Raw genomic sequence first — 16,708 nt, forward strand, 5'->3', positions numbered from 1 at the left:
CCCCCTCATGTGATCAGGCGAAACGCCGGCCCTCGTCGCGGCGGTAGGCCCACGCCGCGGCCGCGCCCAGGACGACGGTCCAGGCGGCCAGCATGACCAGCGCCACGGTGTCCGGCCTGTTGTCCGCGATCGCCCACCACATCAGCTCGCCCGCGCCCCTGGTGGGAACGTACGGCGAGATGACCTGGATGAACTCCGGCAGGAACTGCGGCGGCATCAGCAGCCCGCCGACGATGGCCATCGGGAAGAACAGGATCTGCGCCACCGCCATCGCGGCCTTCGACGACAGCAGGTTTCCGACGAGCAGCCCCATCAGCATGAACGGGATGATCCCCGCGACCAGCACGCCCAGCCCGGCCGACAGCTTGCCCGGCGTGATCGTCGCCTCCGTGAAGAGCGCGCCCACCAGCAGCACGGGGACGACCGACACCAGCACGACGGCGAGCGCCGTCAGGATCCGCCCCGCGAAGTGGGGGAACGGGCCGGCGGGCAGCGTGCGCAGGTACGGGTGCCACGGCTGTTCGCGATCCTGCGAGACCGAGATGCTGAGCCCCATCACCGCGGAGAACATCGCGCCGAAGAACATCAGCGACCCCGTCGCCATCGTCGCGATCTTAGGGTTCTGGCCCGCGGACGGCACCACGAACGCCACCATCGCGATGGCCGGGAACAGGGAGCTGGCCAGCAGGCCGATCGGCACCCTGATCTGCTCGATCATGAGATAGCGCGTGTGCGCGGCGATCAAGCTAGACATGTGCGCTCTCCTTGGCGGTGATGGCGAGGAAGGCCTCTTCCAGGGTGGTCGGCATGATCTCGAGCCCGGAGAACGGCGTGCCACTCCTGACCAGCTCGACGACCAGCCGGTCGGGGTCGGTGGTGACCAGGCTGACCCGGCCGTCCGCGCGTTCGGAGCCGAGCACTCCGGGCAGCTCGGGGAGGTCCTCGGCGACGAGGGAGACCCGCCGCACCCCCACCATGTCGCGTACGGCCCGCACCGTGTCGTCGGCCAGCACCCGGCCGTGGCCGACCACCACGACCCGCTCGGCCAGGGCCTGGATCTCCTCCAGGTAGTGGCTGGTGAGCAGCACCGTGCCGCCCTCCTCGTGGAACGCCTTGATGCCGTCCCACAGCGCCCGCCTGGCCTCGACGTCCAGCCCGGTCGTGGGCTCGTCGAGGAACACCAGCTTCGGCTTGCCCGCGAAGGCCAGCGCCACGGCCAGCCGCCTCTTCTGCCCGCCGGACAGACCGCCGACCTGCCGCCTGACCAGGTCGCTCAGGCCGAATCTGGCCAGCAGTTCCCCCTTTTCAGTCCGCTCGGGGAAGTGCGCCGACACGACGTCGACGATCTCACCGACGCGTAATGACTCCGGCAGCCCGGTCTCCTGCGGCGTCATGCCCATGCCACGCCGCATGGCCGGGTCCCGCGGCGAGCCGCCGAACAGCTCGACCGTGCCCGACGTCGGGCGGCGCAGCCCCACGAACAGGTTGATCAGGGTGGACTTGCCGGCCCCGTTGGGGCCGAGCAGCCCGACCAGCTCGCCCGCCCGGATGTCGAGCGAGACGCCGTCGAGCGCGAGCACGTCGCCGTAGTGGCGGGTGACCTCGATCGCTCTGGCGAGGATCGTCATGATGTTCCCCCAGCGGTGTCCAGCAAGGCGCGGATCGCCTTGGTGTAGTCCTCGAAGGCCAGCCGGCCGCGCTTGGTGAGCGCCACGTACGTGACCGGGGTGCGGCCCTTGTGCGTCTTGGTGATCAGGACGTATCCGGCCTCTTCCAGCTTGGTCAGGTGAACTGACAGGTTGCCCGCCGTCATCCCGAGCAGGTCCTTGAGCGCGGGGAACGCGATCTCGTCGCGTTCCCCGAGTGTGTTGAGCGTGGCGACCACCCTCAGCCGGGCCTGTGCGTGGATCACCGGATCGAGCTCGGGCAGGGCGCCGTCGGCGCTCACGAGCACCGCCTGAGCCAGAGACCGGCCGCGATCTGGCCGCCGCCGAGCAGGATCGCGGACAGCAGCGTGTGCCAGCCCACCCCGAGCACGACCCCCACGCCGTTGACCGCGGCGGTCCACGCTCCCATGAAGAACATCGGCCAGCTCGTCCAGATCGCGCCGCCGGTCATGTAGAGCAACGCCACGACGGTCAGGGATCCGCCCGCCCACAGCAGACTGACCTCGGCCTCCGGCAGCTGGAGAGTGAAGCGGGAGGCGATGAGCCCCATCAGGAACAGCCCCGCCATCCACGAATAGCCGTACATCGCGCCCTTGGCCGAGCTCTCGCCACGCACCCCCTTGCCGAGCCTCGATATCCCCAGGGCGGTCAGCGCGCCCGACACGAGCTCGGCTCCGAAGAGCACGCCCAGCGCCTGCCACAGGGAGATCGTGGCGTCGGGCACGCCGTCCAGCCCGTAGTGCAGGAAGAGCGCCCCGAACCCGAGCAGCCACGCGACCCCCCACGGCACGATGAGCAGCAGAGGGTCGCCACGCAGGTGCTTCACCGTGGCGGCACGCTGCTCCCCGATCAGCCGCATCGTCTCCTCGGGGCTCGGCACCGGGTCCTCGTCTGCCATCACAACTCCTCTTATGCTCAAACTGGTTTGTATTTTAAACCTCATGGCATCGCAAACTCAACCCGGGTGCCGGGCACGTCATCTTCTGGTGAGGACCTCGGACTCCCACAGGTCCCGGTAGTAGCCGGGGACGGCGACGAGTTCGTCGTGGCCGCCGCGCTGGACGACGCGGCCTTCCTCGAGCACCACGACCTCGTCGACGCTCTCCAGACCCTTGAGCCGGTGCGTCACGAGCAGCGTGGTGCGGTTCCTGGTCACGTCGAGCAGGTCGCTCATGAGGCGGTCGGCCGTCTCCTCGTCGAGCGCCTCCGCGGGCTCGTCGAGCAGCAGCACCGGCGGGTCGTACAGCAGCGCCCTGGCCAGCGCCAGCCGCTGCAACTGCCCGCCGGACACGGTTCGGCCGTCCTCGCCCAGCTCCGTGTCCCAGCCGGTGCGCTCGGCCCAGTCGTCGAGCCTGGCGTCCCGCAGGGCCCGTCCCAGCGTCTCGTCGTCCGCCTCGGGGCCGGCCAGGCGCAGGTTGTCGCGGAGGGTGGCGCGGAAGATGTACGGGTCCTGGGTGAGACCCGTCATGAGGGCCCGCACGTCGTCGCCGGCCAGTTCCCGGATGTCCACGCCGTTGACCCTGATCCGTCCGGACTCCGGCTCCACCAGCCGCATCAACGCGGCCAGCAACGTGCTCTTGCCCGCCCCGCTCGGCCCGACGATCGCCACCCTCTTCCCGGGCGTGAGCCGCAACGACACCCCATCCAGCGCCGGCCGCCCGCCGTTCGGGACCGGCGGCCCTTCTGCCGACGTGGGATGCCCGCCCGCCGACGCGGGCTGTCCGGCGGCCTCCGTCGGGCGGATGCCCTGCCCAGCCGTATCCGCCCCGCGTGCGATGCCGGATGGCACCTCCGCGCCGGGCGCGCCGCCGCCCGGCGCGACCTCGCCGCCCATGCCACCGCTCACCGGTACGAGGGACGTCCTGCCTGCAGCGTCGCGGTGTGGTGAGCGCGCGGGCTCTGGGGTGCCGCCGTGCGCGGGCGGCCTTTCCCGAGGCACGTCATCGGGGGCCGGAGCCGCGCCAGGGGCGGTGTCGTCCGTGCCGAGGCGAGGCGTGTGGCGTACCACGAGGTCGTCGATCTCGATGGTCAGCGGCGCCTCCGGCTTGGGGGCGGGGACGACGGGTTCGGTGACGGCGGGGATGGCCGAGCGGATCTCGCGCAGCCGCCGGAGCGCCGCCATGATCCCCGCCAGCCGCTCGCCCGCCGCCGCCAGCGGCAGCACGGGCTCGAAGGACACCAGCGCGGTCAGCGCGAGCACGGCCGTGCCCACGGAACCGACCCCCGCCCCCTGGGCGAGCAGGACCACGGCCGCGACCGTCAGCCCCTGCACCAGCGTGCCCCCGGCCAGGGCGGCGGCGTGGACGCGGGCCTGGCGGCGTTCGAGCGCGGCCAGCGCCTCGTCGGCCGCCAGCGCTTTGCTCAGGGCCGCGTCATCGGCGCCGTAGGCGGCCAGGTCGGCGGAGCCGTGCACCAGGTCGGCCACCCGCCCCGCCAGCGCCGCCCGGGCCGGGGCGATCCTGGCCGACCAGCGGCGGGCGGCCGCGGCCGTGCCGGCGGGCAGCAGCGCCCCCGCCAGCGCCAGCCCGGCCACCAGCACCAGCGCCGCCACCGGCAGGATGGTCAGCCCGATGACGACGGCGGCCAGCCCGGCCATCGCCGCGGCGGCCGCGGGCAGCAGGCAGCGAACGAGCAGGTCCTGCACGGCCTCGGTGTCGTCCACCATGCGGCTGAGCAGGTCGGCGCCGCCGTGGCGGGGGTGCTGGGGTGGGATCAGCGCCTGGTAGAGGTCCTCACGGGTGCCGGCCTGGGCGCGCAGTGCCACGTCGTGGCCGGTCAGGCGTTCGACGTAACGGAAGACGCCCTTGCTGGTGGCGAACGCCCTGGTCGCCACGATCGCCACGCTCAACGCGGCCAGGGGCGGCTGCTGGGCTGCCCTGGTGATCAGCCAGGCCGCGGCGGCGATCAGGCCCAGCCCGGCCAGGTCGGCCGCCGCCCCGGCCAGCACGGCCCACACCAGTCGCTTCCCCATACGACGGCTCATCGCCCGCCCTCACCTTCCTGCCCCGCCGCCTCGTCACGTTGAACGCCCGTGGGCTCGTCACGTTGAACGCCCGTGGGCTCGTCACGTTGAACGCCCGTGGCCTTGTCGTGTCGGGTGACCGTGGTCTTGTCACTTTGAGCGGCTGTGGTCTCGTCGTGTCGGGTGACCGTGGTCTTGTCACGCTGGGCGGCTGCCGTCTGTTCGCGCCGGGCAGGCGGTGCCTGTTCGCGCCGAACCGCCACCCCCTGGTCGTGCCCCCGCCAACCGCCCCGGCCCGCCCTCGCGCCGTCGGCCGTGGCTGTGCGGTCGGCTGTGGTGGTGCCGTCGGCTGTGGTGGTGTTGTCGGTCGTCGTTGTGCCGTCGGTCGTGGTCGTGACGCCCCATGCGGTGACGCCGTCTGACGCCGTTGTGCCCCCCGGCGCGGCGGCGCTTCCGGACGCCGTTGTGTTTCCCGGCGTCACCGCGCCATTCCGGCTGTCCTCCGTCACGTTCGCCGGCGTGCGCCGCTCTCCGCGGCCCGGCGACGCCGTGGGCTCCTCGCCGGTGGCCTGCCCGGTGGGCGGCGAAGCCGGGTCGTCGGCTGCCGGCCCAGAGGCGGTGGCCGACGGGCCGCGGTTCGCCCCACCGGCGAGGGGGCGGGTCGTGTCGGAGATGACGCGGCCCTCGTGGAGGCGGATGACGCGGTCCGCCAGGTCGATCATGGCGGGCCGGTGAGCGACGATGACGGCCGTGCGGTCGTGAGCCAGCTCCGCCGTCCCCGTCACCACGGCGGCCTCGCTGCGTCCGTCCAGCCGGGCCGTGGGCTCGTCGAGCAGGAGCACCGACGCGTCCGCGCGGCAGAAGGCGCGGGCCAGGGCGATGCGCTGCCGCTGGCCGGCGGACAGGTTGGCGCCCCGCTCGCCCACCACGGTGTCGAACCCCTGGGGGAGCGTGGCCACGAAGCCGGCGTGGGCGGCGGCAGCGGCGCGGCGTACCTCCTCCAGGGAGGCCGAGGGCGCCCCCAGGCGGATGTTGTCGGCCACAGACGTCGTGAACAGGTGCGGCCGCTGGGCCACGAACGCCAGCCGCGACCGCCAGCTCGCCACGTCCAGCTCGCGCAGGTCCGTCCCGTCGACCAGCACCCGGCCCTCCGACGGCTGAACGAAGCCGAGGAGGAGGTGGAGCAGCGTGCTCTTGCCGCCACCGCTCTCACCGACCAGGGCGACCCGCTCGCGCGGGTGGATCGTGAGCGTGACGTCCTCCAGCGCGGCGGCGTCCCTGCCGGGATAACGGACGGTGACGCCCTCCAACCGGATCTCCGGCGCACCCCCGGACCGCGCACCCCCGGACGGCGTACTCCCGGACGGGGTGGCGCGCCGTTCCCCGGAGCCGGCCGCGTCGTCCAGTACGGCGAAGGCCGCGTCGGCGGCCGCCACCCCCTCCATGGAGGCGTGGAAGCGCGTCCCCATGGCCCGCAGCGGCAGGTACGCCTCCGGCGCCAGCAACAGCACCAGCAGCGCCGTCGTCAGATCCAGCGACCCCCCGAGCAGCCGCAGCCCGATAGGCACCGCCACCAGCGCCAGCGACAGCGACGCGCACAGCTCCAGCACCAGCGACGACAGGAACGCCACCCGCAACGTCCGCATGGTGGCGCCGCGGTGCGCGTCGGCCACCTGCCGGATGACGGTGGCCTGGTAGCGCGCCCGGCCGAAGGCCCGCAGCGTGGGCAGCCCGCGCACCACGTCGAGGAAGTGCCCCCCGAGCCGCGACAGCGCGCGGTACTGGCGCTCGGTCACGGCCTTGGTCGTCATCCCGACGAGCGCACCGAAGACCGGGATCAGCGGCAGCGTGACCAGCACGATGACCGCGCTGCCGAGGTCGGCGGCGAACAGCCGGACGAGCACGGCCAGCGGCACCACCCCGGCCACCGCGATCGACGGCAGATAGCCGGTCAGGTAGGCGTCCAGCCCGTCGAGCCCGCGCCCGGCGAGGGTGACCAGCTCGCCGGAGCGGTGCGCGGTGAGCCGCGCGGGGCCGAGCTCGCGCAGGCGGGCCAGCAGCCGGTGGCGCAGCGCCGACTTGACGCCGGTCGCGGTGTGCCCGGCGTAGACGCCCTGCGTCCAGGCGAGCAGCGCCCGTATGCCCACCACCGCCGCCAGAACGGCCAGGGCGGCGACGGTGAACCGGCCGGACAGCACGCCGGCCAGCAGCTCGGCCTGCACGAGCACGAGCAACCCCGTCAGCACGGCCGCGGCCATGGTGACGGCCAGGTGGCGGCGTACCGACTGCTCGGCCCGGATGACCTTCGTGAGACCTTTATGCACGTGTCCTCTAGAAGAACGACGGGAGCTGGAAGGCGTCCTTGCCTGGGCGGAAAGTGCGCCACACCCATAGTTGCGCGCCCAGCATGATGGGCGCGAACGGCAGGACCATGAGACTGAGCACATTCAACGTGGCCGCGGGCGCGCTGTGCTCCAGCAGGTACGGCGCCGCCCCCGCCAGCACCCCCGCCGCGGGCAGCGCGGCCACGGCCCCGGACAGCAGCAGCGCCCGCCCCGACCGCGTCGCCCCGAAGTCACCCGGCGCCCGCCACGCCAGGAACGTCCACCCGTGCCAGGCGAACAGCAGGGTCACCACCACGCCCAGCATCAGCCCGACCGGATGCACAGGGGAGGCCTCGAAGCCGGTGGCCGCCGCGTAGAGCGCCATGCCCCACCCGAACGACAGCCCCAGCGACCCGAACGCGATCATCCCGTCCCAGAACCCGCGCCAGCGCGGGCCGTCGATCCTGCGGCGGAACCACAGACCGGCGTCCCGCAGGATCCAGCTCAGCAGCATCGCCACCACCACGGGGTACAGCGCGAACAGCACCTCGCCCTCCAGCAGCGGATAGACCCCGAACATCGTCCCGGCCACCGCCACCAGCCACACCTCGTTGGCCAGCACGTACGGCGCCACGGCCGCCACCATCCGGTCGCGCCCCTCCCGTGACCGGCCGAGGACGGGCAGCAGCAGCCCGACCCCCAGATCGAACCCCTCCAGCGCGAAGTAGCCGGCCAGCAGCACCGCGAAGAAGACGAACCAGATCATTTCCATGTCAGCACCCCTAGTAGTTCAGCGCCGGCGTACGCGGCTCGCGGGACGAGGACGCGCCGAGGTCGAGGCCCTGCGGCCCGCGCCTGATCACCCGCGCGATGAGCACGTAGTCGACGACCGCCAGCAGCCCCAGCACGACCACGAACCCGATCAAGGAGGCCGTCACCATGCTCGAGGTCAGACCGGGCGACATGGCGTCGGCCACGGTGAGCTTCTCCCAGATCATCCACGGCTGCCGCCCGACCTCCCTCGCCACCCAGCCCATGATCGACAGCAGGAACGGCAGCGGCGTCATCAAGATCAAGATCGGGTGCGTCCACCGCAGGCGCGGCAGGACGCGGATTAGCGGCAGCATCACGAGCAGCACGACGAGCGCCAGCAGCTGCCCGACCTCCATCATGACCAGGAGCCCGATCGCCGCCCCCGCGTTCGAGAATTTGCCGTCCTGGACCCCGGCGAACTGCGCGTACCCGAACCCCATCGTGATGAAGATCCCGATCGCGGCCACGACCACGCCGGTCCGCAGCGACCGGGTGAAGAACTCCGCGTGAGCGGTACGCCGCCGCAGCTGGTACGCGCTGGCCCCCACCAGCACCATCGCCCCGGTGAACAGCCCGGCCCCGACCACGTGCGGGAACGAGAACACCAGCGCCTTGTTGGTGAGCAGCGCGCCGAAGTCGACCAGCTCCATCCGGCCGTCGCGCACGACGGAGCCGGCCGGATTCTGCAGGTACGAGTTGGCCATCATGATGAAGAACGCGCTCGCGTACGCCGTCAGCGTCACGAGCCAGATGCACGCCAGGTGCAGCCACTTCGGCAGCCGGCCCCAGCCGAAGATCCACAGCCCCAGGAACGTGGACTCCAGGAAGAAGGCCACCAGCGTCTCCATGGCCAGCGGCGCGCCGAACACGTCGCCCGCGTAGTGGGACAGCCCGCTCCAGGACAGCCCGAACTGGAACTCCATCACCAGTCCGGTCACGATGCCGAGCGCGTAGTTGATGACGTAGATCTGCCCCCAGAACCGGGTCATCGCCTCGTTCATCGGCCTGCCCGAGAGCGCCCAGCGGGTGTGCATGATCGCCACCAGCGGCGCCAGACCCAGCGTCAGCACCACGAACAGGAAGTGCAGCCCGCTGGTCACCGCGAACTGCGTGCGTGCGAGGTCGAGTACATCCATCAGGTCTCCACGTGATTATGGCTGCCTACATATAGACAGCCTACATGTAGCCTGGCTACATGCGGACCTGTTGCCTAAGATCTGAGTCATGAATCCGGACGCGCTGCGCGGGCACATGGACGCCCTGCTGCTCTCAGTGCTGGAGCGGGAGCCGTTGCACGGCTACGCCATCATCGAGGCGCTCCAGGAGCGCAGCGGGGGAGCGCTGAGCGTGCCGACGGGCACGGTCTACCCGGCGCTGCGCAGGCTGGAGCGCATCGGCTACCTGTCCAGTGAGTGGGCGACCGTGGGCGGGCGCAAGCGCCGCACCTACAGGCTGACGGGCGCGGGCAGGAAACAGCTGGAAGGGGAGAGGTCGGCCTGGCGGGAGTTCACCGCCGTGATCGGCAGCGTGCTCCGCGCGGAGGCCAGGGCGTCAGGATGACGACGCGGAGCCTGCCGCGCCCGGGCGCGAGGCCCGGGTGATGCGCATGCAGCGCACGGCGCCGTAGACCTGCAGGCCCCACATGGCCGCGGTCACCAGGTTGGCCAGCACGGAGGGCAGGGCGTCCAGGGTGTTGGCCCCTTGCGCGCCGTGCGTGAGAATCTGGGCGAGCACGACGGTGACCGGCAGTGAGATCCACACGACCAGCCCGAGTGACCTGGTGAGCAGCCGGGGCCGGCGGATCCACCGGGCGCCGCGGCCCAGCGCGAGCAGCACGAGCCCGCCGTACACCCCGACGGCGAGCTGGAAGATGTCGAGCAGCCGGGAGACCGGCATGTACCACCCGGGCTGGTTGAGCACGACGTCGTCGGCGGCGGGATGGATCCGCCACAGCACCGACCACATGAGCGCGGTGATCGGCACGCTGACGAACAGCAGGAAACCCAGCCGCCGCCCCGACGCGGAGGTCAGCTCGGCCTGGTAGTCCGGCGCGATCTCGGCGACGGGCCCGAACTCGGCCACCGCGACCCGCTCCGCCTCCGTCCGGTCGAGCCCCTCGGCCTCCAGCGCGTCGGCGGTGTCCGTCAGGCTGTCGCGCGCCTCGACGACCAGGTCGCGCTTGGGCCCGGGCGGTCCGGTGATCGCGCGGTTGAGCTCGGCCACGTAGTCGTCGATCAGCATGATCCCTAGTCTACGAAGGGGGTCCTCAGGGGTTCACTCCGGGAATTCCCTGATATTTCGCGGATCGGGTTGTTATGTAGGAAAAACCCTACGTATAGTGGCTGACATGCCGATCTCCTCCATCCTCACCGTCACCGTGCCCGTCGCCGACCAGGAGCGGGCGCTGGACTTCTACACCCGCGTGCTCGACTTCGAGGTACGCACCGACAACCCGTTCCCGATGGGCCGCTGGCTCACGGTCGCGCCCAAGGGCGCCGAGACCACGCTCCTGCTGGCCTCCTGGTTCCCCGGCATGGCACCGATCGGCGGCCTCGTGGTGGGCGCGCCCGACCTCGACGCCCTGGCCGCCCGCCTGCGCGACGACGAGATCGCCTTCGAAGGGCCCACCGACGAGCCCTGGGGGCGGCAGCTGCTGTTCCAGGATCCCTTCGGCAACGGCTTCGTCGTCAGCCAGACATGACCGCCGACCACGTCTTCGCCGCCCTGGCCAGCCCTGCCAGGCGCGAGCTGCTGCGCCTCCTCCTCGAAGAGGGCGGCCAGCCCGCCGGCCGGCTGGCCGAGCGGTTCGACATGAGCCGGCCCAGCGTGTCGGAGCATCTCAAGGTGCTCAAGGACGCCGGGCTGGTGTCCGAGACCCGCAAGGGCAGGGAACGCCACTACCGGCTGGAGGCGGCCCCGCTGATGGAGCTCCGCGACTGGCTCACCCCCTACGAACGGTTCTGGCGCGAGCGGCTCAAGGACCTCACGACCCTGCTCGACGAGATGGAAGACCATGGACAAAGCAGCTGACGACCTCCGCGCGATCAGGCTCGACCAGTTCATCCCCCACCCGCCGGCGAAGGTGTGGCGGGCGCTCACCGAGCCCGAACTGGTCGCGCGATGGCTCATGCCCAACGACTTCAAGCCGGAGATCGGGCACCGGTTCACGTTCCGCACCGAACCCAAGAAGCAGGTGGGGTTCGACGGCATCGTCTACTGCGAGGTGCTGGAGCTGGAGCCGGGGAAGCTGCTGAAGATCAGCTGGAGCGACGGCAAGCGGGCCGACTGGACGGTCACCTGGCGGCTGGAGCCCGAAGGCAAGGGCACCCGGCTGTTCCTCGACCACGAGGGCTTCGACCCCGGCGACGAGCTGCAGCAGTTGTCGCGCCGGATCATGGGCGGGGGCTGGCGATCGTCCCACTTCCGCGCCATCGCCGCCGTCGCGGCGGAGCTGTAGCGGAGGCTGTGACGGGGCCGGCTCCTAGCGGGGCATCGCCGTGCCGTGGCCGGTCGAGGTCCACAGCGCGGCGGCCGCGGCGAGCGCGGTCAGCAGCGCGAACCAGGCCGCCGCGCGGCCCAGGCGCATGCCGTACCCCCACAGCAGCCACGACACCGACAGCCACCACCGGTGGCCGGCCCGGCGGCGCATCTCCATGGCCGCGAACGCGAAGTCGGCCGACGTGGCGCGGTCGCTGGGGCGTAACCCGGCGTAGAGAGCGGCCAGCCGGTCGGGCGTGACGGCCGGATCGGCCGCCGTGCCGCCCATGCCGTGCTCGTCGGCCAGCGCGCTGCGGCGGGAGAACCAGCGCAGCATCGGCCAGCGCAGGCTCACCCGCACGCCGCGCGGGGTGATCGCGAACCTGCAGTCCTTGACCCGCACCCCCGACGGATGGGCGAGCCCGGCGAACCGGCACGCGGACAGATCCAGTCCGCGCAACGCCAGGTCGGCCGCCTCCACCTGGCGCAGCGAGGTCAGCGTGGACATGCCCCTGCCGCTCACCGTGGCAGGACCGCGCAGCACCGCGCCCTCCAGGTCGGCGTGCGAGTCGGTGAGCCTCAGCGTGGTGGCCCCCGCGACCTCCGTCCCGCGCAGGTCCACGCCGCAGCGCGCGACGGCCACGTCCAGCAGGCCGTCGGCGCGGGCGCGGGCCGCCGACAACCGCCCGGTGGCCGACAGGTACGCGTCCGCGGCGAAGTGCGCGGCCTCGAACCCGGCGTGCCCGCTGACCTTGCGGAACGACAGCGTACGGCCGAAGCGCGCGCCACGGAACGCGGCCCCGTCGCCGAGGTGGGCGCCGTCGAAGGTGGCGTACCCGTCGAACCTGGCCCGCTCGCAGGACAGCCCGTGCCCGAAAACGGCCTGGCTGAACAGCGCGTCGCGGGCCATCACGGCCCGGTCGAGCGAGACGTGGCCGCGCACGGTGACGCCGTGGAAGGACAGCTCGCGGGCGAACCTGGCGCCGGCCAGCGACACATTGCCCTCGAAGCGGGCGCCGAAGAACGAGGCCAGCCGGTCGAACCTGGCGCCGTCGAGCGAGACGTCCCCGGCGAACGTCACGCCCGGCAGCCGGACGTCGCCGGTGAACCTGGCCCGGTCCAGCCGCGCCCGGCCGGGCCTGGCGCCGGTGGCCTCCAGCACCCGGGACAGCAGGTCGCTGGTGACGGTCGTGCCGCGCAGGTCGATCAGGCGGCCGGGGGAGAGCTGGGCGAGGGTCTCGGAGAGTTGGTCCGGTGACAGGTGGGCGAGGCAGAGGCCGGACGGCAGGCTAGCGATCCCGGTGCAGGCAGCGGAATGCGCGCAGGTGACCCAGTCCATGCACTGGTCATACCCGCGCGGGGCCCGTGTCAAGGTTCGATGTTTTAATCTTCTATCCACTTTTACGTGGAAATATGCGCTCAAAAATGGCTCTAAAGTTCCGGGCATGCGCGTTTTATCCCGAGCGTCCCTTGCTGCTCTCGTCGCGGTAGGTCTCTTCGCCGCCCCGGCCGCGGCCGCCCCCGCCGCTCCCTGCGACACCCCCGCCACCCACCGCGTCGCACAGGTGCAGGGCGACGGCGCCGCCACCCCGCTGGCCGGCCAGACCGTGCGGATCGAGGGCGTCGTGACCGGCGACTTCCAGCGCACCGACCAGCTCAGCGGCTTCTTCCTGCAGGACCCGAAGCCCGACGCCGACCCCAGGACCTCCGAAGGGCTGTTCGCGTTCGCCCGCGAGTCGTTCAAGGACGTCAAGGTCGGCGACCGGGTACTGGTCACCGGCCGGGCCATCGAGTTCAACGGATGGACCGAGCTGTCGCCCGTCACCGCCGTGGACGTGTGCGGCACGGGGAACGTGGCGGCGCAGGCGTACACGCTGCCCACAGCGGAGAACTCGGGCGGCCTCGAGCCGGTCGAGAACATGCTGCTGACGTTCCCGCAGCCGCTGACCGTCAGCGACCACTACAACCTGGGCCGCTTCGGCGAGGTCACGTTGTCCTCGCAGGGCCGGCTGTTCCAGCCGACGGACCGGCCCGGCGTCGATCCGGCGCTGAACGCGCGCCGCTCGCTGCTCGTGGACGACGGCTCCAGCCGGGAGAACCCGGCCACCCTGCCGCCCATCGTGCGCAGCGGCGACGTGGCCGCCGGCGTCACCGGCGTGCTCGGGTACGGCTTCGGCAAGTACCGGCTGCAGCCCACCAAGCCGATCGGCTACAAAAACCTCAACCCGCGCCAGTCCAAGCCGTTCCCGGTGATCGGGAACGTCAAGGTGGCCTCGTTCAACACCCTCAACTGGTTCACCACGCTCGGCTCCCGCGGCGCGACCAACGCCGAGGAGCAGCAGCGCCAGCTCGCCAAGCTGGTGGCCGCGCTCAAGGGGCTCAACGCCGACGCCGTTGGGCTCATGGAAGTCGAGAACAACGGCCAGATCGCCCTGCAGGCGCTGGTGGACGCGGTCAACGCCGAGGTCGGGGCGGGCACGTACGCGGCGCTCACGCACCCGTACCCCGGGACGGACGCCATCCAGGTCGGCCTGATCTACAAGCCCGGCAAGCTCACCCCGGCCGGCGAGGCCAAGACGTCGCAGGACCCGGTGTTCAGCCGCCCGCCCCTCATCCAGACCTTCCGCAGGAAGGGCGGGAGCCAGCCGTTCACGATGGTGGTCAACCACCTCAAGTCCAAGGGCAGCTGCCCCTCCAGCGGCCCGGACGCCGACCAGGGCGACGGCCAGGGCTGCTGGAACCCCACCCGCGTCGCGCAGGCCAAGGCGCTGCTCGGCATCATCGCGGAGCAGGATCTGCCGAACCCGATCGTGCTCGGCGACCTCAACGCCTACGGCGAGGAGGACCCGATCGACACCCTCGAGGCGGCAGGGCTGACCAGCGTGACCAAGAGGTTCGTGCCCGCGCCGCTGCGTTACAGCTACCTGTTCGACGGGCTCGCGGGCGAGCTCGACCACGCCCTGGTCGGCAGGCAGCTGCTCAGGCGGGTGACCAGCGCGACCATCTGGCACCTCAACTCCGACGAGCCGCGCATCCTCGACTACAACACCGAGTACAACCCGCCCGGCCTCTACAAGCCGGACGCCTACCGCTCCTCCGACCATGATCCGGTGGTCATCGGTCTGACTCTTCCGGGAGGGAGGTTCTGACGCCCGGCGGAACGAGCTGATGGAGCAGGCAGAGGACCCCGGCGAAGTCCGGGGTCCTCTCGTTTGGCGCCTCTTGCGGAGGCGCGGAGGCACAGCAAGGCCTTCCCCGGGCGAACACCACAATCCGTTGCAGATTGATCACAGTGTGTCACAAAATATTACAAATTACATGACTCCTTGTTCAACGTGACCCTTCACAGCACTTGCGTGCGTACCTGCTCTCGAAAGCGGAAAAGTCCCGTCCGACCTGTGGGGTCGGGCGGCCGCATGGAACAGAGTCTGAGGGCTTGGTCGCACCTGCAGACGAAGAGAGGGATCGTGTTGAGACATCAAAGTGGCTCACGCTTCCGTGGAAGGACGGCGGCCATACTCGCGGCCCTTGCCGTTGCGAGTAGTGGCCTCACGGCCGGCGCCGCCGACGCGGCGGCAAGCGGAGCGTCCGGAACGGCCTTCGCGCCGGCTATCTCCTGCCCCGCCGTGGAGGACAGGCTGGGTGAAGTCCCGGCTCAAGCTCAGGCGGAGGTCCAGCGGAACCTGCAGCAGTTGGAGACCCAGATCGCGGAGGCGAATCGGCGGCTGGCGAGCTCCGCGGGGGAGGGTGGCGCCAACTTCGTGCAGAACGCGATCCTCGGCCCGCTGCGGGACAAGCGGGCAGCCGCCCTCCAGCGGATCCAGATCGCCTTCCAGCGCACCGGCGCCCAGGCGCCCGCCGGGCTGCAGGGCCTGGCCACTTGCACTGTGCAGGATGACGGGACTGGGAACGACAACGGAGATCAGGGCAACGGGGACCAGAACAACGGGGACCAGAACACCGGCGACCAGAACAACGGTGATCAGAACACTGGGGACCAGAACAACGGCGACCAGAACACTGGAGACCAGAACAACAACGGGGACCAGAACACTGGAGACCAGAACAACGGCGACCAGAACACCGGGGACCAGAACAACAACGGGGACCAGAACACCGGCAATCAGAACAACGGCAATCAGAACAACGGCGGTGCCACCGGCCAGATCACCTGCCCCGCTGTGGCGGACAGGCTGAACCAAATCCCCGCTCGTGCCCAGGCTGAGGTTCAGCGGAACCTGCAGCTGCTGGAGACCCAGCTCGCGGAGGCGAATCGGCGGTTGGCGAGCTCTGCGGGGCAGGGTGGCGCCAACTTCGTGCAGAACGCGATCCTCGGGCCGCTGCGGGACAAGCGGGTGGCGACCCTTCAGCGGATCCAGATCGCCTTCCAGCGCGCCGGCGCCCAGGCGCCGGCCGGCCTGCAGACCCTGGCGACCTGTGAACTCAGGAACCCGGGCGGCGGAGGCAACAACGGAAACGACGGCAACAACGGCAACGACGGCAACGATGGGGGCGACGGCAACAACGGCAACGATGGGGGCGACGGCAACGACGGGGGCGATGGGGAGCAGGCCAGAGGGCCCGTCCCGGAGGACTTCGTCGACATCCGTACGGTGCGGCCGAACGTGAATGTAGCCCGCACGGGGCGGAACGGCTCCAGGGGAACCTTCAGCGTGGACTGCGGGCGCAACGAGAGGCGGATCTTCAACTCTGACAACGTCATCGTGGCGCCCGGCGTGTCCAACGGCGCGCAGCACACGCACGACTACGTGGGCAACGTGTCCACCAACAACCAGTCGACCAACGAGAGCCTGCTGGCGGCCGGTACCACCTGCCGCAACGGCGACAAGTCCACGCACTACTGGCCCGTGATCAGAGCGCTGGGTCAGCAGGAGTTCGACGCCAACCAGCGAGGTGGCGGACTCGACCTGAACGTCGGCAAGATCCTCACCCCGGCTCAGGTGCAGATCACTTTCAAGGGCAACCCGACCGCCAAGGTGGTGGCGGCTCCGCAATTCCTCCGCATCATCACCGGTAACGCCCGGGTCGGCGGGGCCGACCCCAACGCCGGGTGGACCTGCACCGGGTTCGAGAATCGCGAGTTGACCGACAAGTACCCGCTCTGCCCGCGAGGCAGCAGGCTCGTACGGGTCTTCAACTTCCAGAGCTGCTGGGACGGTCAGAACATCGACAGCGCCAACCACCGGACCCACGTCACCTTCCCCCAGGCCGACGGTAGCTGCCCGCAGGGCTTCCAGCCCATCCCGGCGCTGGAGCACCGGCTCGTCTACAACGTGCCGCAGGGCCCCAACTTCGCCGTCGACGGCTTCCCTGAGGAACTGCACAAGCCGATCACCGACCACAGCGACTTCATCAACCTGATGAATCAGCAGCAGATGCAGCAGGTCGTCAACTGCATCAACAGCGGCAGGCGCTGCCGCTGACCCTGCGTCAAGCAGGGTTCC

Annotated in this window: 16 protein-coding genes; 6 read left to right on the plus strand and 10 right to left on the minus strand. The window is 70.9% G+C overall.

Annotated features, from left to right (window positions below; translation table 11 throughout):
• Positions 1-13: 13 nt before the first annotated feature.
• The 8 genes from ACIBX3_RS12225 to ACIBX3_RS12260 all read right to left on the minus strand — a co-directional run bounded on the left by ACIBX3_RS12225 (position 14) and on the right by ACIBX3_RS12260 (position 8,902).
• On the minus strand, positions 14-754 hold the full coding sequence (locus ACIBX3_RS12225) for an ABC transporter permease (RefSeq protein ID WP_397115979.1): 741 nt from the start codon (positions 752-754) through the stop codon (positions 14-16).
• Positions 747-1,628: an ABC transporter ATP-binding protein gene (locus ACIBX3_RS12230; protein ID WP_397115981.1), complete on the minus strand. Its 882-nt coding sequence runs from the start codon at positions 1,626-1,628 to the stop codon at positions 747-749. The genes ACIBX3_RS12225 and ACIBX3_RS12230 overlap by 8 nt, the downstream gene beginning before the upstream one ends.
• Entirely contained in the window at positions 1,625-1,948 is a 324-nt protein-coding gene (locus ACIBX3_RS12235; protein WP_397115983.1) for a transcriptional regulator, read from the minus strand. The genes ACIBX3_RS12230 and ACIBX3_RS12235 overlap by 4 nt, the downstream gene beginning before the upstream one ends.
• Positions 1,945-2,565, minus strand: coding sequence for a hypothetical protein (locus ACIBX3_RS12240; protein ID WP_397115985.1), 621 nt, complete (start codon positions 2,563-2,565; stop codon positions 1,945-1,947). Before ACIBX3_RS12240 ends, ACIBX3_RS12235 begins: the two co-directional genes overlap by 4 nt.
• Positions 2,566-2,643: 78 nt before the next feature.
• Positions 2,644-4,638, minus strand: a complete 1,995-nt coding sequence (locus ACIBX3_RS12245) for an ATP-binding cassette domain-containing protein (protein WP_397115987.1) — start codon at positions 4,636-4,638, stop codon at positions 2,644-2,646.
• Between the two features lie 8 nt (positions 4,639-4,646).
• Complete coding sequence (gene cydD / locus ACIBX3_RS12250; protein WP_397115989.1) at positions 4,647-6,953, minus strand: thiol reductant ABC exporter subunit CydD; 2,307 nt, start codon at positions 6,951-6,953, stop codon at positions 4,647-4,649.
• A 7-nt stretch (positions 6,954-6,960) separates the two neighbouring features.
• The gene (locus tag ACIBX3_RS12255; RefSeq protein WP_397115991.1) at positions 6,961-7,725 is read right to left on the minus strand and encodes a cytochrome d ubiquinol oxidase subunit II; all 765 of its coding nucleotides are present in this window, start codon (positions 7,723-7,725) and stop codon (positions 6,961-6,963) included.
• A 10-nt stretch (positions 7,726-7,735) separates the two neighbouring features.
• Positions 7,736-8,902, minus strand: coding sequence for a cytochrome ubiquinol oxidase subunit I (locus tag ACIBX3_RS12260; protein WP_397115993.1), 1,167 nt, complete (start codon positions 8,900-8,902; stop codon positions 7,736-7,738).
• A gap of 88 nt (positions 8,903-8,990) precedes the next feature.
• On the opposite strand from ACIBX3_RS12260, the gene ACIBX3_RS12265 reads away from it, so the two are divergent.
• A complete protein-coding gene (locus tag ACIBX3_RS12265) occupies positions 8,991-9,326 on the plus strand; it encodes a helix-turn-helix transcriptional regulator (protein WP_397115995.1) in 336 nt (111 codons plus the stop codon).
• On the opposite strand, the gene ACIBX3_RS12270 is transcribed toward ACIBX3_RS12265, so the two are convergent.
• A complete protein-coding gene (locus tag ACIBX3_RS12270; protein ID WP_397115997.1) occupies positions 9,318-10,007 on the minus strand; it encodes a permease prefix domain 1-containing protein in 690 nt (229 codons plus the stop codon). The two genes, ACIBX3_RS12265 and ACIBX3_RS12270, sit on opposite strands and share 9 nt — an antisense overlap.
• Before the next feature lie 106 nt (positions 10,008-10,113).
• Between ACIBX3_RS12270 and ACIBX3_RS12275 the strand changes: the two genes are divergently transcribed.
• From ACIBX3_RS12275 to ACIBX3_RS12285, 3 genes are read left to right on the plus strand one after another with little or no spacing between them, the layout of a single operon-like run.
• Positions 10,114-10,467, plus strand: coding sequence for a VOC family protein (locus ACIBX3_RS12275; protein ID WP_397115999.1), 354 nt, complete (start codon positions 10,114-10,116; stop codon positions 10,465-10,467).
• Positions 10,464-10,796, plus strand: coding sequence for an ArsR/SmtB family transcription factor (locus ACIBX3_RS12280; protein WP_397116001.1), 333 nt, complete (start codon positions 10,464-10,466; stop codon positions 10,794-10,796). Before ACIBX3_RS12275 ends, ACIBX3_RS12280 begins: the two co-directional genes overlap by 4 nt.
• The gene (locus ACIBX3_RS12285) at positions 10,780-11,223 is read left to right on the plus strand and encodes an SRPBCC domain-containing protein (protein WP_397116003.1); all 444 of its coding nucleotides are present in this window, start codon (positions 10,780-10,782) and stop codon (positions 11,221-11,223) included. Before ACIBX3_RS12280 ends, ACIBX3_RS12285 begins: the two co-directional genes overlap by 17 nt.
• Before the next feature lie 24 nt (positions 11,224-11,247).
• Here the strand turns inward: ACIBX3_RS12285 and ACIBX3_RS12290 are convergent, their stop codons facing one another.
• Positions 11,248-12,582 (minus strand): pentapeptide repeat-containing protein, encoded by a 1,335-nt coding sequence (locus ACIBX3_RS12290; RefSeq protein ID WP_397116005.1) that lies wholly within the window; start codon positions 12,580-12,582, stop codon positions 11,248-11,250.
• A gap of 106 nt (positions 12,583-12,688) precedes the next feature.
• On the opposite strand from ACIBX3_RS12290, the gene ACIBX3_RS12295 reads away from it, so the two are divergent.
• Positions 12,689-14,392, plus strand: coding sequence for an ExeM/NucH family extracellular endonuclease (locus tag ACIBX3_RS12295; RefSeq protein WP_397116007.1), 1,704 nt, complete (start codon positions 12,689-12,691; stop codon positions 14,390-14,392).
• A gap of 477 nt (positions 14,393-14,869) precedes the next feature.
• Positions 14,870-16,687, plus strand: a complete 1,818-nt coding sequence (locus tag ACIBX3_RS12300) for a DUF1996 domain-containing protein (protein ID WP_397116009.1) — start codon at positions 14,870-14,872, stop codon at positions 16,685-16,687.
• The last annotated feature ends 21 nt before the right edge of the window (positions 16,688-16,708 follow it).

The organism is Nonomuraea sp. NPDC049480 (assembly GCF_044465905.1).
Lineage (GTDB): Bacteria > Actinomycetota > Actinomycetes > Streptosporangiales > Streptosporangiaceae > Nonomuraea.